Consider the following 20877-nt stretch of genomic DNA (forward strand, 5'->3'; position numbering starts at 1 on the left):
TCGTGAGAAACTTCTCGCGCTGATGACCGCATCGGGTTTGTTTGAAAGAGACTCAACGACGAAATGCCGAAGAAATACGGGGTCAAAGAAAAGGACCTGGTTGTTTCGCACATCCTGCACCTCTTGCTGACGGGCAAGTTGCGCACCGGTGACCGCGTCGATCGCAATGAGATCGCGCTGGGGCTGGGCGTAAGCCGCGTCCCCATTCAAGAGGCGCTGGTCCAACTCGAACACGACGGCATTGTCTCCACCCGATATCACCGCGGGGCGTTCGTCGAGCGGTTCGACGAAGCCACCGTCCTCGAACACCATGAGCTCGAGGGTCTGCTCAACGGCATCGCGTCCGCGCGCGCCGCCACCAGCCCCACCCCGCGGATCCTGGGTCAGCTCGACGCCTTCATGCGATCACTGCGCACCGCGAAGGATTCGCGGGCCTTCTGCGACATCGCCGCGGAGTACCGGCGCACCATCAACGACGAATACGCCGGACCAAGGCTGCACGCCACGATCCGCGCGTCGCAAAACCTGGTGCCCCGGGTGTTCTGGCTGATCTATCAGGGCAGCCGCGAAGAGATGCTGCCGTTCTACGAAGACGAGACGTCCGCGATACACCGGCGCGACCCCGAGGCCGCCCGGGCCGCGTGCGTCGGCCGCTCCTACCTGATGGCCCAGACCATGCTGGCCGAACTCTCGAGGCGCAGGGTGTTCACCGCACCCGACGACGTGAGCCCCGTGGTGCCCGAGCCGCTCGAGGTGCTCGTCGACGCCGAAGCCGTAGGCGTCGCGCCGTCGCTGGCGCTGTAAAGCACGCTCACCCGACGAAGCGGCCGCCCTGTCGATACGGTGGCAGGGATGAATGCGCGCGTGGACCGGCGCACCCAGCGCCGCGCAAGGCTGTTCGGACTGGCCGCGACGACGGTGCTGGTGTGCGGCATGGCATTAGGCGGGCCGGCCGCACCGGCGGCTGCCGACTGGAATCAATGCGCGCCGGCGGGCTTGGACAGCGCAAGGGCCCTGCCCAAGGATCTGACCGAGACCCAGCCCACGCCCCGGGAAGACCGGGACACCACGCAATCCGTCGAACCGCTCACCGCGGTTGACGTCGGAGCGCTCGGGCTCGGCACGCCGGGCGTGCTGACCGTGGGCACGCTGTCGGATGCCCCGCCCAACATCTGCATCAATCCCACCGGCGAATTCAGCGGCTTCGACAATCTGCTGCTGCGCGCCATCGCCGACAAGCTGCATCTGCAGTTGCGTTTCGTCAGCACCGACTTCTCCGCGTTGCTCGCCCAAGTGGCGTCCCGGCGCTTCGACGTCGGATCGGCGTCGGTGAAAGCGACTGACCAACGCCGGCACACCGTCGCGTTCACCAACGGTTACGACTTCGGCTTCTACTCCCTGGTGGTGCCCCCGGGCTCACCGATCCACCAGTTCAGCGACCTGGCCGCCGGCCAGCGCATCGGCGTCGTCCAGGGCACCGTCGAGGAGTCATACGTCGTCGACACCCTGCATCTGCAGCCGGTGAAGTATCCCGGCTTCGCCACCCTGTACGCCAGCCTCAAGACCCGGCAGATCGATGCGTGGGTGGCGCCAGGAACGCTTGCCTCGACCGTCGTTCGGCCGAGCGATCCCGCGGTGACCGTCGCGAATACTTTCAGCCCAGGCAATTTCGTGGCTTATGCGGTCGCCAAGGAGAACAAGCCGCTGATCGACGCGCTGAACTCCGGGCTGGACGCGGTGATTGCCGACGGCACGTGGGCCAAACTGTACTGCGATTGGGTGCCGCGCACGCTGCCGCCGGGATGGAAGCCCGGGTCGAAAGCGGCGCCGGTCCCGAATCTGCCGGATTTCGCCGCGATCGTCGCGAGCCAACACCGTGCGCCGACAGGTCCGGCCGCGCCCAAATCGGCGCTGGCACAGTTGCGCGATTCGTTCTTCGACTGGGAGATGTACCGCCGAGCCATTCCCGTTCTGTTCACGACCGGGCTGCCCAACACCCTGATTTTGACCAACAGCGCCATCGTGATCGGCCTGACGCTGGGGATGGTGCTGGCCATGGCGGGCATCTCGCACCGGCGCTGGCTGCGCTGGCCGGCGCGGGTATACACCGACATCTTCCGCGGCCTGCCCGAAGTGGTGATCATCCTGCTGATCGGGATGGGCATCGGGCCATTGGTCGGCGGACTGACGAACAAAAACCCTTACCCCTTGGGAATAGCCGCGCTGGGGTTGATGGCCGCCGCCTACATCGGCGAAATCCTGCGCTCCGGAATACAAAGCGTGGACCCCGGCCAGTTGGAGGCCTCCCGCGCGCTGGGGTTCAGTTACACGACCGCGATGCGGCTGGTGGTGGTGCCGCAAGGAATACGGCGGGTATTGCCGGCACTGGTCAATCAATTCATCGGGTTGTTGAAGGCCTCCGCGCTGGTGTACTTCCTTGGCCTGATCGCCGATCAGCGGGAACTCTTTCAGGTGGGCCGGGATTTGAATGCCCAGACCGGCAGCCTCTCACCGTTGGTGGCCGCCGGCCTCTTCTATCTGATGTTGACCATTCCGTTGACGCATTTGGTGAATTACATCGACGCGCGCCTGCGCCGGGGCCGGGGCTCCCCCGACCTCGACGACAATGCCGAGCTGCTGGCGACGAAGTTCGGCCAGGAGATCACGTGAGCGCCCCGGCCCGTCGGTCGGTTTCATTGGCCGCCAAGGATATTCACCAGACACTGGGCGGGAACAAAGTGCTGCGTGGCGTCGATTTCGAGGCTCCGGCGGGCACCACCGCCGCGGTCATCGGACCGTCCGGCTCGGGCAAGTCGACGCTGCTGCGCACCTTGAACCGGTTGTACGAACCCGATAGCGGCGACATCCTGCTGGACGGGCGATCGGTGTTACGCGACGATCCCAACGAACTACGACAGCGCATCGGCATGGTGTTTCAGCATTTCAACCTCTTCCCGCATCTGAGCGTGCTGAAAAACGTCGCGATGGCGCCGCGCAAGCTGCGGCACCTGCCGGCCGAAGAGGCCCGCGACCTGGCGCTGAACCAATTGGAGCGAGTTGGCCTGAAGCACAAGGCCGATGCCCGGCCCGGCATGCTGTCCGGGGGGCAACAACAACGGGTAGCCATCGCCCGCGCGCTGGCCATGGCGCCCCAGGTGATGTTCTTCGACGAGGCGACTTCGGCGCTGGATCCGGAAACGGTGAAAGGGATTCTGCAACTCATCGCCGACCTCGGCGCCGACGGCATGACGATGATCGTGGTCACCCACGAAATGGGCTTCGCCCGCTCGGCATCCGACGCCGTGGTCTTCATGGATCGCGGCAAGGTGGTGGAATCCGGGCCCCCGGAGCAGATTTTCGAAGCCGCGCAGACGGAACGGCTACAGCGCTTCTTGTCCCAAGTACTTTGACGGCCCCGATGCTACTAATTAGTAGGCTTAGCTACCTTGTACGCGCCTGATATAGCGTTAGACTCCCCGTTTATGGCGGACAGCGAATCCACCGCGGCCGACGTGACCGAGCTTGCGGAAGGTTTGCACCGTGCGCTGTCCAAATTGTTTTCGATTCTGCGGCGCGGAGACCCGAGCGGCACCGCGGCCGCCGGCGAATTGACGTTGGCGCAACTGTCAATTCTGGTCACATTGCTGGATCAGGGGCCGATTCGGATGACCGACCTGGCGGCCCATGAACGGGTGCGCACTCCCACCACCACCGTGGCGATCCGCCGGCTGGAAAAGCTCGGCCTGGTGAAACGGTCGCGCGACCCGTCCGACCTGCGGGCGGTGCTGGTCGACATCACCCCGCGCGGGCGTGCCGTGCACGGCGAGTCCCTGGCCAACCGGCGCGCCTCGCTGGCCGCGATGCTCAGTCAACTGCCCGCGTCCGACCTCGGCACCCTGATGCAGGCGTTGGCGCCGCTCGAGCGGCTGGCCTGCGGCGAACCGGCGTCCGCGCCTGCCGGTGAGTCACCCGCCTGTAAAGAGGCGTGAAAGTACCTGCGATTCAATGATTTTGGCGGAGCCCGTAGACTGCGGTGCATGCCAACTGCACTCATCACCGGCGCCGGCGGCGGTATCGGTTCCGCGATCGCCACGGCGCTGGCCCCCACTCACACTCTGCTGCTGGCCGGTCGGCCCTCCGACCGGCTCGACGCCGTTGCCCAGAAACTGGACGCGACGACGTTCCCACTGGACCTGACCGACGTTGCGGAGATCGAGGCCGCCTGCGAGATCGTGGACGAACTCGATGTGCTGGTGCACAACGCCGGGGTGTCGATACCCGGTCATGTCGCGGATTCCGACGTCGATGAGTGGCGCGCCACCTTCGCCGTGAATGTGCTTGGACCGGTAGGACTTACGCTGGCGCTGCTACCGGCGCTGCGGAGTGCCCGCGGCCAAGTGGTCTTCATCAACTCCGGTGCGGGGCGCAACGTTTCGCCCGGCATGGCCTCCTACTCGGCTAGTAAGTTCGCGTTGCGCGCCTTCGCCGACTCGCTGCGCGCAGACGAACCGCAGCTGCGGGTGACGACGGTCTACCCCGGCCGCACCGACACCGAAATGCAGCGCGAACTCGTCGCATTCGAGGGCGGGACGTACGACCCGGCGAAGTTTCTCAAGCCGGAAACCGTCGCGGCGGCGGTCGCCAACGTGGTGGCGACGCCGCCCGACGGCCACGTCCACGAGGTGGTGCTGCGGCCCGCGGGCCGGTGACTCGCGACCCGCTAGACGACGAGGTTCACCAGCCGGCCGGGGACCACGATCACCTTGCGGGGATTGGCGCCCGCCAAGAATGCCTGGACCTTCTCATCCGACAATGCCGCGGCCTTCAGGGTGTCCTGATCGGCGTCGGCCGCCACCACCACTCGACCACGCACCTTGCCGTTGACCTGGACCGGGTATTCGACGCTGTCGTCGACCAGGTAGGCCGGATCGGCCTGCGGGAACGGACCGTGCGCCAGCGACGTGGTGTGGCCCAGCCGCGCCCATAGCTCCTCGGCCATATGCGGGGCCAGCGGCGCCAACATCAACACCAGCGGCTCGACCGCGGCCCGGGGAACGGCGTCGCGGTGCTCTTTGGTGAGGTGGTTGGTGTATTCGATCAGCTTGGCCGCCGCGGTGTTATTGCGAAGTGCGGCATAGTCTTCCGAGACCCCCGCGATGGTGCGGTGCAGCGCCCTCAGGGTGTCGGTGTCCAGCTCCTGTTGTCCGGCCACGTCGAGCACCCGGGTCTGGCCGGTGTGCTCGTCGACCACCAGTCGCCACACACGCTGCAGGAAGCGGTGTGCCCCGACGACGTCCTTGGTGGCCCACGGGCGAGATGCCTCCAGCGGACCCATCGACATCTCGTACACCCGCAGCGTGTCCGCGCCGTATTCGTCGCAGATCTCGTCGGGTGAGACCGAATTCTTCAGGCTCTTACCGATTTTGCCGAATTCCTGAAAGACCTCGATCTCGCCGCCGGGGCTGGGATGGAAGAATCGTCCCCCACGCTCGACCACCTCGTCGGCCGGGACGTAGGACCCGCGCGAGTCGGTGTAGGCGAAAGCCTGGATATAGCCCTGGTTGACCAGGCGGCGGTACGGCTCCCGGGAACTGACATGGCCCAGGTCGTACAACACCTTGTGCCAGAACCGCGCATACAGCAGGTGCAGCACCGCGTGTTCGGCGCCGCCGACATACAGGTCGACACCGCCGGGATCCTGCGGGCCATGCTCGGCCGGCCGCGGACCCATCCAATAGGCCTCATTCTCCTTATCGCACAACCTTTCCGAATTGTGCGGATCGGTGTAGCGCAGTTCGTACCAGGAGCTGCCGGCCCACTGCGGCATCACGTTGGTGTCGCGGGTATAAGGCTGCAGACCGTCGCCGAGATCCAGCTCGACGTGCACCCACTCGGTCGCCTTGGCCAGTGGCGGGGACGGCTCGCTGTCGGCGTCGTCGGGGTCGAACAACACCGGCGAATAGTCGGGCACATCGGGCAGCTCGACCGGCAGCGCGGACTCGTCGAGGGCGTGGGCGCGTCCGTCGCGGTCGTAGACGATCGGGAACGGCTCGCCCCAGTAGCGCTGCCGGGCGAAAAGCCAGTCCCGCAGCTTGAATTCGATCCGGGCCCAGCCGCGACCGTCCGCCTGCAGGCGGGCGGTGATCGCTTCTTTGGCCGCCGACACGTCCATTCCGTCCAGGTAGCCGGAGTTCACCAACACGCCGTCGCCTGTGTACGCGGACTCCGAAATATCGCCCCCGGCAATGACTTCCACGATGGGAAGGCCGAACTCATGGGCGAAGTCCCAGTCGCGCTGGTCGTGGCCGGGGACCGCCATGATCGCGCCGGTGCCGTACCCGGCCAGGACGTAGTCGGCGATGAAGATCGGCACCGGCTTGCCGTTGGCGGGATTGGTGGCGTAGCTCCCCAGAAAGACGCCCGTCTTCTCCCTGCTCTCCTGACGCTCGAGGTCCGACTTCGCCGCGATCGCCCGCCGGTACGCGGCGACGGCCTCCCCCGGCGTCGCGGCGCCGTAAGTCCATCGGGCGTCGGTCCCCTCGGGCCAGCTCGTGGCGACCAGCCCGTCGACCAGGTCGTGCTCGGGGGCCAGCACCAGGTAGGTGGCGCCGAACATGGTGTCCGGCCGGGTGGTGAACACCTCGATGTCGACCGTCTCGCCGCTGGCGTTGCTCGCCGAGAACAGCGCCCGGGTACCGGTGGAGCGGCCGATCCAGTTGCGCTGCATGGTTTTGACCGGCTCCGGCCAGTCCAGCAGCTCCAGGTCGTCAAGGAGCCGGTCGGCGTAGGCGGTGATACGCATCATCCACTGCCGCAACCGTTTCCGGAATACCGGGAAGTTGCCGCGGTCGCTGCGGCCGTCGGCCGTGACCTCTTCGTTGGCCAACACCGTGCCCAGGCCCGGACACCAGTTCACCATCGAGTCGGCGCGGTAGACCAATCGGTGGGCGTCTATCACGTCGGCCCGCTCCCCCGCCGACAGCGTGGCCCAGTCCCGTTGGTCGTCGAGGCGCCGCGCGCCGGAGTCGAATTCGGAGATCAGCTCGGAGATCGGTCGGGCCTTGCGGGCCGCGGTGTCGAACCAGGCGTTGTAGATCTGCAGGAAGATCCACTGCGTCCACTTGTAGAACTCGACATCGGTGGTCGAGAAGCTGCGCCGGCTGTCGTGGCCGAGGCCCAGCCGACCCAGTTGACGCCGGAAGTTCACGACGTTGGCTTCAGTCCGGGTGCGCGGATGGGTGCCGGTTTGCACGGCGTATTGCTCGGCGGGCAGCCCGAACGCGTCGAAACCCAACGCGTGCAGGACGTTATGTCCGGTCATCCGGAAATAGCGGGCGTATACGTCGGTGGCGATGTAACCCAGCGGATGGCCGACGTGCAGTCCCTCGCCGGAGGGATAGGGAAACATGTCCTGCACGAACAACTTGTCGGCGGGGACGGGGCTGCCGTCCGCCGGAGCCAACGAACCGACGGGGTTGGGCACGTTGAACGTCCCGAGCTTCGCCCAGTTCTCCTGCCAGGTGCTCTCGATACGGCCCGCCAGCGCCGCGGTGTAGCGATGCGTCGGCGCATCGGGGTCCGTCTGAACGGCACCGGAGTTGCTCTCGGCGGCGGTGGTCGGGGATTCGGTCACCTGAACAGGGTATAAGGGACGCCTCGAGCCGACCGCCGGCCACAGGATGATCTCGGTTCCGTTGCGCACCGATCAGGGGTTCATCCCAGCTGTATTTCGAGCCTATCCATGGCCTTTGACCTGTAGTTACAGTCGGCCTCTAATGACCTGGCAGTGCGCCATTGGAAGGACCGAGGCAGATGATTGAGATCGTCCCCGCCCGCCGTGCGCTCCTCGGGGGTATGGTCGCCGGCCTGATCGGCATGGCGGTTGTCACGGGCGCCCAGGCATCGGCAGACCCCTTACTTCCCGCGCCATCACCCGCTCCCGCCGTCCCGGCGCCGCAGACCGTCGCAGCCGCGCCCGGGCAGGCGCCGACCAACCGGTTCCTTGCCGCCCCGCCGGCGCAGAATCCCGTCGCATCTCCGACGGCCCCGGGTGCAACGGTGCCCGCGGCGGCCGCGCCCGCCGCGCCGGTGGCCCCCGCGGTCACTCCGGCTCCGGCCACCTCCGGGACCATCCGTGAATACCTGCAGTCGAAGGGCGTCAAGCTCGAGGCGCAAAAACCCCAGGGCCTCAAGGCACTTGACATCACCTTGCCGGTGCCGGCCCGCTGGACTCAGGTGCCCGACCCGAACGTGCCCGACGCGTTCGCAGTGATCGCCGACCGGCAGGGCAGCAGCATCTACTCGTCGAATGCCCAAGTGGTGGTGTACAAGCTGGTCGGCGATTTCGATCCTCGCGAGGCCATCAGCCACGGCTACGTCGACAGCCAGAAGCTGCTGGCCTGGCAGCCCACCAACGCCTCGATGGCCGATTTCGGCGGCTTCCCGTCCTCGATCGTCGAAGGCACATACCGCGACGGCGACATGACGCTGAACACCTCGCGGCGCCACGTCATCGCCACCTCGGGGCGCGACAAGTACCTGGTGTCGCTCGCGGTGACCACCGATCGTGCGGTAGCCGTCGCCGACGCACCGGCCACCGACGCCATCGTGAACGGCTTCCGCATCACCGTTCCCGGGGCCCCGGCGCCGGCGCCGGTCCAGACCCCGGCGGCCTCGCCGGTCGGGCTGACCCCGGCCCAGGCTCCCGCCCCGCAGGTTCCCGCTCCGCAGGTTCCGGCCGCGGCTCCGGTCGGCCAGCTACCGGCCACCGCTCCGGTCGGGCAGGCGCCCGCCACAGCTCCGGTTGCTCAGGCTCCCGCCGTGGCTCCGCTCCGGCAAACATCGGCAACGGCTCCCCCGGTGGGCCTCCCCCCGGCGCCGATGCCCAGCCGTCAGCCCACGCCGAACCTGTTAGCCCTGGTCCCCGGCCTCCCCCCACTGCCCAATTTCTCGTTCTTGCAGCACTGAGCGGTGCCGCGGCTCCGCTGGAGCCCACTGAGCGGACCGGTGTCCGGGCTCGTATTGTGAGGCCATGCTTATTGCGGGAGTGCTGTGCATGTGTGCGGCGGTGGCCTCCGCCGGGTTCGGAACTTGGTCGTTGGCGCGCACCCAGCACGTCGACCCGACCTCGCTCGCGCTGCGGTCCATGGCCCCGGCGCAACTGGCGGCGGCGATCATGCTGGCCGCGGGCGGTGTGGTGGCGCTGGCAGCCTCCCCGCACACCGCACTCGTGGTGTTGATCGTCTGTGTCGCGGGCGCCTTCGGAACGGTGGGCGCCGGGTCATGGCAGAGTGCGCGCTTCGCGTTGCAGCGAGATGCGGCGGCGCCCGGCTGCGGGGGAACCTGCGCCGGCTGCACGCAGTCTTGCCACTGAAGCCCGCTGGACCCCCGCGGGCGGGGCAGGGGCGCTAGTTGCGGCTCAGGTCTATCGGGTGGGTGGCAAGCAACGACAAGGGCAACGGCTGGCGGCGCAGCACCTGCGCCCACAGGTCGGACCTCGCCCCCGCCAAAACGTCAGATGGCAACGCGGACAAGACGATCCAGTCGTCGCGTTCGATTTCACCTTCCAGCTGCCCAATGGTCCAACCGGAGTAGCCCGCGAAAATCCGGACGCCCTCCACCATGGGAGCGATCGTGTCGGGGTCGGCGTCGAGATCGACCATCACCACCCGGCCATCCACATGCCGCAGCCCGGCCACCCCTTGCGGATCCGCGCCAACCCGCAACGCCGCCAGGCATAGCGCCGCGTCCCGCTTCACCGGACCGCCGATGAACATCGTCTTCGGCTTGGCCGCCAGTTTGGTCCACTGCGGCAGCACGTTGTACACCGCGGTCTCGCTGGCGCGGTTGAGCACGACCCCCAGCGTGCCTCCGTCGTTGTGTTCGACGATGTAGATCACGCTGCGCCGAAAAGTCGGCTCGAACAGATCGGTGTTGGCAAGCAGCAACGTCCCCGCGCGCACCCGCTGCGCGGCCGGCGCGACATAGTCCTCTGGGTCCTCGGGCGGCGGCACCCAACCATCATCGCATCCGGCGCCTGCCGCCCGGGGGAATCGAGCGCGGGGCGCGAAGATTTGTACTGTTGGTACGTCGGCTCGGACGGTGACGAGCTTGCTAGCCCCAACTTTGGAAGTCGGTTTCGTGATCCAATCCCGGATGCACTCAAGCGCACCCGTCGAAATCTGGCGGTCGGTGCGGGGTTTGCCAGACTTCTGGCGGCTGCTGCAGGTGCGCATGGCGAGTCAATTCGGTGACGGCCTGTTCCAGGCCGGTCTGGCCGGAGCGTTGCTGTTCAATCCGGACCGTGCCGCCGATCCGATGGCCATCGCACGGGCGTTCACCGTGCTCTTCCTGCCGTACTCGCTGCTGGGGCCGTTCGCCGGCGCGCTGATGGACCGTTGGGACCGGCGGCTGGTGCTCGTCGGCGCCAACGTCGGCCGCCTCATCCTGATCGCCGCCATCGGCACGATCCTCGCCGTCAAAGCCGGCGACCTGCCGCTGTTGTTGGGCGCGCTCTTAGCCAACGGCTTGGCCCGGTTCGTCGCGTCCGGACTGTCGGCGTCGCTGCCGCACGTCGTGCCCCGCGAACAGGTCGTGACCATGAACGCCTTGGCCAACGCGTCCGGGGCCGTCGCCGCCTTCATCGGTGCCAACTTCATGCTGGTTCCGCGGTTCCTGGTCGGTGCGGGCGACAAGGGCGCCTCGGCGATCATCTTCCTCACCGCGGTCCCCGTGTCGATCGCCTTGTTTCTGTCGCTACGGTTCGGGTCCCGCGTGCTGGGCCCGGACGACACCAAGCGGGCGATCCACGGACCGGTCCTCTATGCCGTGGTCACCGGCTGGCTGCACGGTGCGCGTACGGTCGCACAGCGACCGACGGTCGCCGCCACGCTGTCTGGCCTGGCCGCGCACCGAATGGTGATCGGCATCAACTCGCTGCTGGTCTTGCTGCTGGTGCACCACCTGACCGACCCCGCGGTCGGGGGACTGGGTACCGCGCTGGTGTTTTTCGGTGCCACCGGCTTGGGCGCTTTTCTGGCCAACGTGCTGACCCCGCCGGCGGTTCGTCGCTGGGGCCGCTACGCCACGGTCAACGGCGCGCTCGCGGCCTCGGCGATCATCGAGGTCGCGGGCGCGGGCTTGCTGCTACCGATCATGGTGGGGTGCGGCTTCTTCCTCGGTGTGACCGGCCAGATGGTCAAGCTGTGTGCCGACTCGGCAATGCAGATGGACGTCGACGACGCCCTTCGCGGGCACGTGTTCGCCGTCCAAGACGCGCTGTTCTGGGTGGCTTTCATCGCCGCGATCACGGCGGCGGCGGCGTTGATTCCCGCGGATGGGCATGCGCCAGTATTCGTGCTGGTCGCTTCCGGGCTCTACCTGGCCGGCCTGGCGATGCACGGCGTTTTGGGCCGGCGCGGCGAACAGGCGAATAATCGCTACCCGGCAGGGGCGAGCGACGATCGGAGGCAATGATGGCGGGTCCGGAACAGATTGTGGCCGACCTACGTGCCGAAAGCGACGAGCTTGACGCACTGGTCGCGCCGCTGCCAGCCGAACGCTGGGCCGAAGCGACGCCCGCGCCGGGTTGGACCATCGCGCATCAGATCGCGCACCTGTTGTGGACCGACCGCGTCGCGCTCACCTCGGTCACCGACGAGGCCGGGTTCGCCGACGAGCTCAAGGCCGCCGCCGCCGACCCGACAGGCTTCGTCGACGCAGGTGCCGAAGAATTGGCAGCTCTGGCGCCGGCCGAGCTGCTCGCCGACTGGCGCTCGACCCGTGCGCGTCTGCACGAAGAGCTGCTGATGGTTCCTGCCGGACGCAAGCTCCCCTGGTTCGGGCCACCGATGAGTGCGGCGTCGATGGCCACCGCGCGGTTGATGGAGACCTGGGCGCATGGGTTGGACGTCGCCGACGCGCTGGGTATCAAACGGGCGGCCACCGACCGGCTGCGCTCCATCGCCCACTTGGGGGTGCGCACGCGCGACTACGCCTTCGCCGTCAACAATCTCCCCGCTCCGGCCGAGCCGTTCCTGGTCGAGCTGCGCGGACCCGGCGGCGACACCTGGAGCTGGGGATCGCCGGACGCCTCGCAACGGGTCACCGGTTCCGCCGAAGACTTCTGCTTTCTGGTCACTCAGCGGCGTCCGCTCAGCGCCCTCGACATCACCGCCGATGGGCCCGACGCGCAGCGCTGGCTGGAGATTGCACAAGCTTTCGCGGGCCCTCCCGGCGCCGGCCGATGAGCGCGCACGCGCGAAGAGAGCCGGCGCCCATCCGACCCAAGCGCCGGTCGATGAGCGCGGGGTTAATGCAGCGGCCCGCCGTAAGTTGCCCGGTTCTCGGCTTCGGCCTCTTCGCGCAGCGCTGAGATCGCGAGGTTCAGCCTGTCGGCGAGCTCGCCGTGCGCGTATCCGGTCATCACGCCGGGGTGCAGAGTCAGCTTGAGCAATCGGCCGTCGGCATTCGCCACGGCATAAATGTCACCGAGGTCGACGCTGTAGGTGACGGCCTCGGCCTCTGCCACCAAGGCTTCCCATTTGTCGGCCGCCTCGCTGAGTTCGCGGAGAACTGATTCGACGAGGTCCTTGTCGCTGAGATTCGCGCGACCGCCCGAATCCGACACGATCACAGTATCGTCGCCCCCTCCAACCAGCGTCAATTCAAACTCGCGGGTGACCGGCGCACCCGTGGCGGCTACGGGCCCGGCGGCTGAGTGGCGAGTTTCTGGTACCAGGCGAGGTGATAGTTGGCCGATACCGTGTCTCCGCTCGCGATGCCTTCGGTGGCGGCCATCAACAGACACTTGAGCAGGAGGGCCGGGTTCACGGTCGGGGACTGGACCAAAAGCTGGTAGCGCGCCGTATCGAGGTGCACGCGCAGCACGTCGACCTCTTGGTCGATGACAACCGCGTCCGCGGCGGCCGCGTCCGCCAGCCTCTGCACGATGCGGGGGAGTCCGTCGAAGCGGCGCGTGGTTTCGCTCAGCACCCTGGCCAGATCCTCGATGGCCGGCAGCTCGCGCGGTTCCAGCGACGATTTCGTGGCGGCGAAATCGGGCGAGCGGCGCAGCGAATCACCAGGAGCGTAGGTCACGACGCGGGCCGCGTCGCCGATCAAGTCGGACACCCTGCCGGTACGTCGCTCGGGCTCCAACAACCGCACGCCGGCCGGCAGGTTGATACCTGCCGGTATCCAGCCGTGCGCGAGGTCGGTGACCAGGACGGTCGTGCCATCCAAAAGATCGCCGACCGCCCAGTTGAGCCGCGACTCTTGGCGGACCACGAATTCGAGCAGCCGATTCAGCCGGTCGATGTCGAAACTCGTTGCGGTGGTGGCCTTTTCCCTGTGAGGCTGGACGGCGGGCTCGGAAGGTTCGGCCGGTTGGTCGACCACGGGCTCGGGCTCGGTGATCACGGGGATGATCTGCGTCGCCTCCATCGAGGCGACCGGCTCCTCGACGGGTGCTGGCGGTAGCGCCTCGTCCTGGGCCGGTGCCTGCTGTTCGGGCACGGCGTGGTGGCGACCGTTCGCGACGGGTTCGTCAACCGCGGGTGCGGCCTCGGTGATGGCGGGGATGACCTGCGTCTCCTCCATCGAGGACAGCGGGGTCTCGTCCTCGGTGACGTGTTGGCGATCCGGCACGTCAACCACGGCTTCGGCCTCGGCGATGGCGGGGATGACCTGCGTCTCCTCCATCGAGGACAGCGGGGCAGCAACCTCCTCGGCTTCGATCTGGGATCCCCATTCGGGCTGATCCTGGTGGGTTGCCGGCTCCTCCAGCTCCAAGTGGTGGCGACCGTTGGCGGCCTCCTCCCAATCGGGCTCGGCATTATCGACCGGCGCGTCGACCGTCGGCTCCAGCTCCGTGAGAGCGGGAATGACTTGCGTCTCCTCCATATCCGGCGCGAGGGCGTTCTCTTCGCTGACGGTGTCATCAACAGGTGCCTCGGCCTCGTCCACGCCTTGCGGCACCGAAGGGGCCGGTTTGTCGGCGACCCGCCAGCGCGGCCGGCGCACGTCCCTGGTGGGCGCTTCGGAAGGCCGCGGGTTCGGGACGGCAGGGATGACCTGGGTCTGGTCCATGTCCGATGACTGCGGTTCGCTGGCCTGCGGGCGGGGATGTCCGGCGATCACCCCGGACTTCGCCGCCTGCAGCTGACGAACCGTCGATTCGACTCGGCGCGCGGCGCGGGCACGCGCCTCGTCGATGACCCGGGCCTCCTGCGCCTGACGCGCGAGATCGGCCAAACCCGCCCGCTTGATCATTTTCAACTGCTCGTTGGCGCTGTCGGCAATCCGTTGCAGGTCCGTCTTCAGATAGTCTGCAAGCGGGGCATTTTCGGCGGTGATCGTTGACAACTCGGCAGGCCAAAGCCCACCGATCACCCACGGGGTGCAATCGATGGGAGAGCTGAAGGCCGGCATCGCCAGTGATTCCCGGGTAGCTCTCCGGAGGCGCTGACGCGCCGTCATCCGACCGAAGATCGCCACCGGCTCAGCGTACCGGCATCCGAGGGATGGCTTATTCGGTCAGTGAATTGTGCAGCTTTGACGGCCTGGGTACCGTGCAGATATGGCTGAATCTGCCCTGCAGCAGCAACTCGATGAGGTGCGGGCCTTACTCGCCCGCGCACGAGAGTTGTTCGGCCCCAACCCCGTAGAGCCGCCCACCGACATCGCTCCAGACCCCGAGGCGGCCAAAACCTGGCTGTTGTAGACCGTCTAGATCGCGCTGTGGCGACGGCGCAGTTTGTGCGCCAGTAGCTTCTCGATCGCCGCATCGAGGTCTCGCGGGGTCGGTACCTCGGCCGAGGGGGTGTGTCCGGCCGCCACGATCTCGTCGCGAATCTCGAGCAATGCCTTCAGGCACGAGACGTCGGCGGTCAGCAAAATGCCTCGTGCCAGCGTCTCGGCGTCGGTCTCCATCGCCTCCTCGCTCAGCGCAACGCTGTGCATGTACCCGCCGCGGCAGGAGCGGACGAGGATGTGCCCACTCGGGTGAACGGTGTCAAAAGCGGGATTCGCGTCCGTCATCGACCGCGGTCAGCGATGCCGCCGAGGCTGCGCGCCGCATCCTGCTCGTGCTGTTCCCACATCATCGCCGAGGCCGCTAACTTGTCCGCCAGGTCGGCGTGGTCCGCCGCTTGCTGCTCGTAGCACTGTCGTCTGAGCTCAAGCAGTTCCCGGCCGGCGTCGCGAAGTTCACCGAAGATCGGTCCCAGCGAATCCAGGCTTTCCTGGATCGCCTCGTGCGACGACGGGACTGTGCGCAAGTAGTCGGAGGTTTCCTGGTGCCGCGCAGCGGCTTGACGCAAGTGCGCGGGGACCACATGGATCGAATCTGCCATCCGCTGTCTCCTGTTCACGGCGCCGGCCAGACCGGCGAGGTCACTATTGTCAGGTGGTCGACGAGGTCGCCGGCCGCGTGGGTGTCGGTGTGTCGGGCTTCGCCGGCGCGGTCGCAGCCGCGCCCGGCGGATGTTCCCAGCCTAGAAAGCTCGGGCCGCTCACGGTGGCGATGTCTTGAATTTGGCCATCGAGAAGGGCTTTTCCGGGGCCGAGGGCGAGCGCGTGCCGGTCGATGAACATTCCGATATCGGCCGGAGTGACGTGCGCGGGGTCGATCGGGTGGGTGACCGCGGTGCCCGGCGGTGGGATCGTTATTCCCTGCTGTTGGAAGGCATCTGGTATCGCAGCTCCGCCAATCGCGGCTTTGATTGCCGCGGCCAGCTGAGGGCTGGCCGCCGTCACCGTTTCACCATCGGGCAAAGTCACCGTGGTGGGGCCCGCCGGTGGGGATTCGTCCTCGACCGTCGCAGCGTCCTGGTTGGTGTCGCCTGGCTGATCTGACGAACCGTCGGTCTTGGGATCCGCATGGTCCTCGGAATCCGGCACGCCCTCGTCGTCGAGGCCCTGCAACTCCGGCTCCGTGGCGTTGTCGCCCTGCAGGTTGGGAAGTGGCAGCCCGGCCGGCGTCGCGCCGAAGCTCGGCAGTCCCGAGCCGAAGTTCGGCATCGGCGGCAGCACTGGAGCCATGGGCGGCGCCGGAGCGGTCGCTACGTCCGGCGCAGCGCCTCCCGACAGATCGTCCGCCGCGGCGCCCGGATCGTCGGCGAACAACGAATCCAGCAGCGGGTCCCAGCCGGGGTCCTCTGTCGTAGCGGCGTCGGCGTCGACCGTCTGGGCCGACGGCCGTTCGTCGGGACCGCTCGGTTGGTCCTTGGAGGCGTCGTATAGCGATGTCCAAGCGGCCATCAGCGCCGACTTCGATGTGTCGTCGAGGCTGGCGTTGAGGACCACCGCACGAATGTCTCTGAGCTTGCCGATGAGGAATCGCTGGAAGTCGCGCGCTCCGGCCGGAGTGTCCAGGTCCGATCGCGTACGCACCGCGGCTTCGGTGTCTTGCTGCAGCTTGGTCAGCGCTTGGCTGCCTTCGACGGCGTTGAGGTGGGCGTTCAAGATCGCCGTGATGACCTGCATGTCCAGCTGAGAGCTCGCCGAATTCTGGTGTGACAGAGCAACTTCGGCGTGCGCGATGGCTTCCGCCGCCTCGCCCGCCTCCCGGTCCGGTGCAGCCGTATCTTGTTGGCGGATCTTGCCCGCGATCGCCCGCAGCTGTTCCGGGCGCGTCGTCGGGGTGATCACCGCGGCCAGCTCACCTTTGGACAGACCCGCCAGCCACGCGTTCGGGTCACCGGTACGGTCTCGGACATATTGCACCGCCGCAAGCAACTCCTCGTGCGCCGACATCAGCTACGCAAGTCCTCGCGGAATGCGTTGCGACCCCTCCATGCCCGGCGACAGTACCCATGCCTTTCCCCGCCAACAATTCACTATGCGGGGCCGTTGTGGATGACACCGAAATCGCCGCCAATGCTAGGCGTTGCCCGCGGCGTACCGGTCCCGGAGGCTTTCCAGCACAGCCTTTTTCGCTCGGCTCAGTTCACGCGCCCCCTCGACGACCGCAGTGATCTCGCGATGTTTGACCAGCAAAAAACTCTGAAACTCGCGGGCGCCCATGGGCGTATCGAGCGCGAGGTTCGCTTGGTGCACGGTGGCGTGGTCGATCTGCTCGGCGATGGCATCCAGACGCCTGGCGCCCTCTCGCATCGCAGCATGCGCGCTGGTGAGCACCTCTGCCAGCACGCGGTCGGCGTCGGCCGCCGTGCCATGCTGGCCAGCCAGAGCAGCCTGCCGCGCCTGCATGGCGGCCACTGAAGGTCCTGCTTGTTCCGTCATCGGCTCACCTTGTTTGTCATAGTGGTCGGCGAATCGCAACGTTGGGGCCTAACGGGCTGATCCGCACCGAGGCGCCCGAGTAGGGCGCCTCGACTACCAGATTGTTGCCGATGGCCAGCTGGACGTGGCCGGCGTGCGGGAAGACGAGGTCACCCGGCCGGACTTGCGAACGGGACACCGGGATCCCGTCGTTGATCTGCTGATAAGTGGTGCGGTCCAAGTGAATTCCCGCTTGTGCGTAGCTCCACTGGACGAGCCCCGAACAATCGAACTGGTCGGGGCCCGTCGCGCCCCACACGTAAGGCCGGCCCAGGCGCGACAATGCGGCGCGCACCGCGAGGGCGGCACGCCCGTTCAATCCGGCGGGGCGGTGTCGCAGGAGTTGGTACCGCAGTGCCCGCAGTTCGACGAGGCGCCGGCGCGCCCTGAAGCGGGCCGAGAGGACATGCGCGCGTTGGGCCCGCAGTCGCGCCGCCCGGCGACGCATCGCCTCGCGTTGCGCCATGGGTGTCGCCGGAACCTCCCCGGCGTCGGCGCGGGCTGCGTCAAGGATGCCCCTCGTCAGATCGTGAGCCTCGGCCCGATCGCGGTGGGCTCGGGCGATGACGCCCGCCGCTGCGGCGTCCGTGGCGGCGGCGGCCGCGAGCCGTTGCCGGCTGTGGTCGACCGCGAGCCGATATCGGCCGCGCGCCACAACGTCGTTCAGCCCGGCCGCCCTCTGCAGCAGGTTGTGGTAATGCCCGGTGCCCGCGTCCACCGGCGACGGGCGGCCACCGCCGGCGAACATGTCATGAGCACGGCTCAGCACCTCGATCTCGCTCTGGGTCACGTCGCCCCCTCGCCCAGCTGGCCTCCCGACTCCACGGCGTCGGTGAAGGCACGCACGCGGGGGAGTGCCCCCGGCGGGATCACCCCTCGGTTGCGGATGTCCCAGATTTCCTCGACGTCGACACCGACCAATGCGGCGATGACCGTCTCGGGCAGGGATGACTGTGCGCATGCCCCGTCGAAGCGGGCGCTCAAGCTGGTCGGCATTCGTTTCAGCAGGGCCATGCGCGTCGCCTCGAGGGCTTGGAGGTGCGTCATCAGCCGGTCCGTCGAGTCCGCGCCCGCATTCACGGCGACCCGCCAGGAGCCGGCGGCCAGCATCTCTGCCTTCACGCACTGAGCGATCACAGACAGAATATACGTCTCATATTCGTTTGATGTTGTCGCAGGCAAGCGATCGATGACGGATTTGAGGGCTTCCAGTTGGGCTTCGGCATAGCCTTCCAGCACTTCTGTGTCGCTGTGCCGGTCCACAACCACCGGTCCGGTACGCCTGGCGGGGACGGCGGCGGGCGGTTGCGCGGCCATCAGCCGGGCCAGTTCGGCGTCCGGATCGGCCGCCACCAACAGCCGGGAATAGGTCCCCGGCGGAAGGCCTAAACCATTTTCAACCTTCTGAACTGTGCTTTTGTGCGGCTTACGGGCGCCGCGCTCCAGAAAGCTCAACCCCATGATGCTGACACCGGTCGCGGCGGCGAGGTCGGCTAGCGACCAGTCGCGCGACTCTCGCAAAGCACGGATCGCCGCGCCTGCCGATTCACGGCTCACCGCAGGCTCCGGCCATAGGCCGGATAGTACACAGGCAGTCGCGTATCGCTCTGTATATACGTTTTTGTCACGTTTCTCTTGCGCTAGGCGCTCATGTCTGTATACGCTTTTGCCTACGTTTCAAGCTCGACAAGGAGACCGACATGGGACACCCCTGCGCTAGCAACCCGGAACTGTGGTTCGGCTACCCCGACGACGACGGTGGCGACGGCGCGGCCAAGGCCCGTGCATACGAGCGGTCGGCCGTCGAGGCGCGCATCCAGTGCCTGCGGCGCTGCCCGTTGGCGCAGCAGCGTCGGTGCGCCCAACATGCCATCGCGCACCGCGAGGAGTACGGCGTGTGGGCCGGCGTCAAACTTCCCGGCGGCCAGTACCGCAAGCGCGCGCAGCTGGCCCAGGCCCACGACGTCCTCCGGCGCATCGCGTCCGGCGAAATCAACTCCCGCCAGCTGCCGGAGAACGCGGCCCTGCTCGCCAACCACGAACATGAGGCCGTTCCGGTGGCCGCGGTGGTGTTGCACCTGCCCCTCGCGCAAGTGGGGCCCCGTTCCGCGGCCTGACGTTCCGTCGCGGGTAAGGCCGTTTGTCGACTCAGCCAACGGGGTAGAGCTTCGGCACAAACGAGTCTGTCGACCCGAAGGCGCGATCCATGACGTTCGACCTGACCCCGACGGCGGCGCAGCACGACCTGGCCCGGCGGACCCACCAGTTCGCCGAAGAAGTGATCCGCCCCGTGGCGCTCCACTACGACCAGCGGCAGGAGTTTCCGTGGCCGGTCCTGGAGGAGGCGGCCCAGCGCGGCTTCTATAGCCCCTTGTTCTACCGCGACCTGATCGGCGATCCGACCGGGCTCTCCTTGCCGATGTTCATGGAGGAGCTGTTTTGGGGCTGCGCCGGGATCGGGTTGGCGATCGTGATGCCGGCGTTGGCCCTGTCGGCGATCGGACAGGCGGCATCGCCGGAGCAGATGTTGGAATGGGCGCCCGAATGCTTCGGCACCCCAGGCGATCTCAAGCTCGCCGCGCTGGCGATCTCGGAACCCGAGGGTGGCAGCGACGTACGGAATCTGCGCACTCACGCGCGCCGCGACGGTGACGACTGGATCATCGACGGCCACAAGATGTGGATCGGCAACGGCGGGATCGCCAACGTGCACGTCGTCAACGCGGTGGTCGACGAGGAGCTGGGTCATCGCGGTCAGGCGCTGTTTGTGGTGCCAGGTGGCACGCCGGGGCTCAAGCTCGTGCGCAAGCTGGACAAGCTGGGCTGCCGTGCGTCACACACCGCGGAGTTGCTGTTCGAAGGCGTCCGCGTACCGGGCGCCAACTTGCTTGGGGGACAGGAGAAATTAGAGCACAAGCTCGCCAAAGCGCGCGAAGTGGTCGCGGGCGCAAAGCGGTCGGGCTCCGCGACATTGGGCACGTTCGAGCAGACCCGGCCGATGGTTGCCGCCCAGGCAATCGGAATCGCGCGCGCCGCGCTGGAGTACGCGACGGCGTACGCCACCGAGCGCGAGGCCTTCGGCGGACCGATCATCGACAACCAAGGCATCGCCTTCCCGCTCGCGGAGCTGGCCACCCAGATCGACGCGGCACGGCTCTTGACCTGGCGGGCCTCGTGGATGGCGGCCAACAACGTTCCCTTCGAGCGCGGGGAGGGCTCGATGTCGAAGATGGCCGCCAGCGAGGTGGCTGTCAAGGCCACCGAACGCGCCATTCAGACCATGGGCGGCTGGGGCTACATCACCGATCACCCGGTGGAGAAGTGGTATCGGGATGCCAAGCTGTACACCATTTTTGAGGGCACGAGCGAGATTCAGCGGATGGTAATCGCCAACGCGCTGGGTGCCGCTGTCGGCACGCCGCCACTGCATGTGGTGCTCGAGCCGTCCGGCGGTCCGCTGAACCGGGTTTTCGGTCGCGGCACTCCGCTGCGCTCCCGCGTCGCCGACACCGCGCTTTCCATGCAGGATCGGGTGCCCGAACCCGTCATGCGGCTGGCGATGAAGGTGCTCCGACCGCCGCGCAAGTAGCGAGT

Annotated in this window: 22 protein-coding genes; 12 read left to right on the forward strand and 10 right to left on the reverse strand. The window is 67.3% G+C overall.

Annotated elements, in window-relative coordinates; all coding sequences use genetic code 11:
• The first annotated feature begins 63 nt into the window (after window positions 1–63).
• The 5 genes from A5709_RS11175 (at window position 64) to A5709_RS11195 (ending at window position 4709) form a co-directional block, all read left to right on the forward strand.
• Complete coding sequence (locus A5709_RS11175; RefSeq protein WP_068119902.1) at window positions 64–804, forward strand: GntR family transcriptional regulator; 741 nt, start codon at window positions 64–66, stop codon at window positions 802–804.
• Between the two features lie 48 nt (window positions 805–852).
• Window positions 853–2670: an ABC transporter substrate-binding protein/permease gene (locus A5709_RS11180; RefSeq protein ID WP_068119903.1), complete on the forward strand. Its 1818-nt coding sequence runs from the start codon at window positions 853–855 to the stop codon at window positions 2668–2670.
• The gene (locus A5709_RS11185) at window positions 2667–3410 is read left to right on the forward strand and encodes an amino acid ABC transporter ATP-binding protein (RefSeq protein ID WP_067950018.1); all 744 of its coding nucleotides are present in this window, start codon (window positions 2667–2669) and stop codon (window positions 3408–3410) included. The genes A5709_RS11180 and A5709_RS11185 overlap by 4 nt, the downstream gene beginning before the upstream one ends.
• A 72-nt stretch (window positions 3411–3482) precedes the next feature.
• Window positions 3483–3989, forward strand: coding sequence for a MarR family winged helix-turn-helix transcriptional regulator (locus tag A5709_RS11190; protein WP_067950016.1), 507 nt, complete (start codon window positions 3483–3485; stop codon window positions 3987–3989).
• 48 nt (window positions 3990–4037) lie between these two features.
• Entirely contained in the window at window positions 4038–4709 is a 672-nt protein-coding gene (locus tag A5709_RS11195) for an SDR family oxidoreductase (protein WP_067950013.1), read from the forward strand.
• A gap of 11 nt (window positions 4710–4720) precedes the next feature.
• Here A5709_RS11195 and leuS read toward each other — a convergent pair whose 3' ends face one another.
• Complete coding sequence (gene leuS, locus A5709_RS11200; RefSeq protein ID WP_068119929.1) at window positions 4721–7633, reverse strand: leucine--tRNA ligase; 2913 nt, start codon at window positions 7631–7633, stop codon at window positions 4721–4723.
• 179 nt (window positions 7634–7812) lie between these two features.
• On the opposite strand from leuS, the gene A5709_RS11205 reads away from it, so the two are divergent.
• Window positions 7813–8967 carry an LpqN/LpqT family lipoprotein gene (locus A5709_RS11205; protein ID WP_068119905.1) on the forward strand — a complete coding sequence of 385 codons (1155 nt, stop codon included), beginning with the start codon at window positions 7813–7815 and terminating at the stop codon, window positions 8965–8967.
• Between the two features lie 64 nt (window positions 8968–9031).
• Entirely contained in the window at window positions 9032–9373 is a 342-nt protein-coding gene (locus tag A5709_RS11210) for a hypothetical protein (RefSeq protein WP_068119907.1), read from the forward strand.
• A gap of 34 nt (window positions 9374–9407) precedes the next feature.
• Here A5709_RS11210 and A5709_RS11215 read toward each other — a convergent pair whose 3' ends face one another.
• A complete protein-coding gene (locus A5709_RS11215; RefSeq protein ID WP_067950007.1) occupies window positions 9408–10013 on the reverse strand; it encodes a YqgE/AlgH family protein in 606 nt (201 codons plus the stop codon).
• Window positions 10014–10155: 142 nt separating this feature from the next.
• On the opposite strand from A5709_RS11215, the gene A5709_RS11220 reads away from it, so the two are divergent.
• Window positions 10156–11475 (forward strand): MFS transporter, encoded by a 1320-nt coding sequence (locus A5709_RS11220; RefSeq protein ID WP_068012128.1) that lies wholly within the window; start codon window positions 10156–10158, stop codon window positions 11473–11475.
• Entirely contained in the window at window positions 11475–12248 is a 774-nt protein-coding gene (locus A5709_RS11225) for a TIGR03084 family metal-binding protein (protein WP_068119931.1), read from the forward strand. Before A5709_RS11220 ends, A5709_RS11225 begins: the two co-directional genes overlap by 1 nt.
• A gap of 62 nt (window positions 12249–12310) precedes the next feature.
• Here A5709_RS11225 and A5709_RS11230 read toward each other — a convergent pair whose 3' ends face one another.
• The gene (locus tag A5709_RS11230; protein WP_369806148.1) at window positions 12311–12631 is read right to left on the reverse strand and encodes a DUF2710 family protein; all 321 of its coding nucleotides are present in this window, start codon (window positions 12629–12631) and stop codon (window positions 12311–12313) included.
• A 68-nt stretch (window positions 12632–12699) separates the two neighbouring features.
• On the reverse strand, window positions 12700–14496 hold the full coding sequence (locus A5709_RS11235; protein WP_068119908.1) for a DUF5631 domain-containing protein: 1797 nt from the start codon (window positions 14494–14496) through the stop codon (window positions 12700–12702).
• 82 nt (window positions 14497–14578) lie between these two features.
• Here A5709_RS11235 and A5709_RS28400 point away from each other — a divergent pair, with 82 nt between their 5' ends.
• Window positions 14579–14722, forward strand: a complete 144-nt coding sequence (locus tag A5709_RS28400) for a hypothetical protein (protein ID WP_167374087.1) — start codon at window positions 14579–14581, stop codon at window positions 14720–14722.
• 5 nt (window positions 14723–14727) lie between these two features.
• Here the strand turns inward: A5709_RS28400 and A5709_RS11240 are convergent, their stop codons facing one another.
• From A5709_RS11240 to A5709_RS11265, 6 genes are all read right to left on the reverse strand, one after another.
• On the reverse strand, window positions 14728–15039 hold the full coding sequence (locus A5709_RS11240) for a DUF2694 family protein (protein ID WP_067737733.1): 312 nt from the start codon (window positions 15037–15039) through the stop codon (window positions 14728–14730).
• Window positions 15036–15353, reverse strand: coding sequence for an ESX-1 secretion-associated protein (locus A5709_RS11245; protein ID WP_067943081.1), 318 nt, complete (start codon window positions 15351–15353; stop codon window positions 15036–15038). The genes A5709_RS11240 and A5709_RS11245 overlap by 4 nt, the downstream gene beginning before the upstream one ends.
• A gap of 49 nt (window positions 15354–15402) precedes the next feature.
• Complete coding sequence (locus A5709_RS11250; RefSeq protein ID WP_068119910.1) at window positions 15403–16755, reverse strand: DUF4226 domain-containing protein; 1353 nt, start codon at window positions 16753–16755, stop codon at window positions 15403–15405.
• A 126-nt stretch (window positions 16756–16881) separates the two neighbouring features.
• A complete protein-coding gene (locus A5709_RS11255) occupies window positions 16882–17244 on the reverse strand; it encodes a DUF4226 domain-containing protein (protein WP_068119912.1) in 363 nt (120 codons plus the stop codon).
• A gap of 16 nt (window positions 17245–17260) precedes the next feature.
• Window positions 17261–18073, reverse strand: a complete 813-nt coding sequence (locus tag A5709_RS11260) for a C40 family peptidase (RefSeq protein WP_068119914.1) — start codon at window positions 18071–18073, stop codon at window positions 17261–17263.
• Complete coding sequence (locus A5709_RS11265; RefSeq protein ID WP_068119916.1) at window positions 18070–18840, reverse strand: helix-turn-helix domain-containing protein; 771 nt, start codon at window positions 18838–18840, stop codon at window positions 18070–18072. The genes A5709_RS11260 and A5709_RS11265 overlap by 4 nt, the downstream gene beginning before the upstream one ends.
• Before the next feature lie 143 nt (window positions 18841–18983).
• Between A5709_RS11265 and A5709_RS11270 the strand changes: the two genes are divergently transcribed.
• Together A5709_RS11270 and A5709_RS11275 are read left to right on the forward strand one after the other, a co-directional pair.
• Entirely contained in the window at window positions 18984–19400 is a 417-nt protein-coding gene (locus A5709_RS11270) for a WhiB family transcriptional regulator (RefSeq protein WP_068119918.1), read from the forward strand.
• Between the two features lie 89 nt (window positions 19401–19489).
• Window positions 19490–20872 carry an acyl-CoA dehydrogenase family protein gene (locus tag A5709_RS11275; protein ID WP_068119919.1) on the forward strand — a complete coding sequence of 461 codons (1383 nt, stop codon included), beginning with the start codon at window positions 19490–19492 and terminating at the stop codon, window positions 20870–20872.
• Window positions 20873–20877: the final 5 nt, after the last annotated feature.

The sequence above is a fragment of the Mycobacterium sp. E1386 genome (assembly GCF_001672745.1).
In the GTDB taxonomy this organism is placed as follows: domain Bacteria; phylum Actinomycetota; class Actinomycetes; order Mycobacteriales; family Mycobacteriaceae; genus Mycobacterium.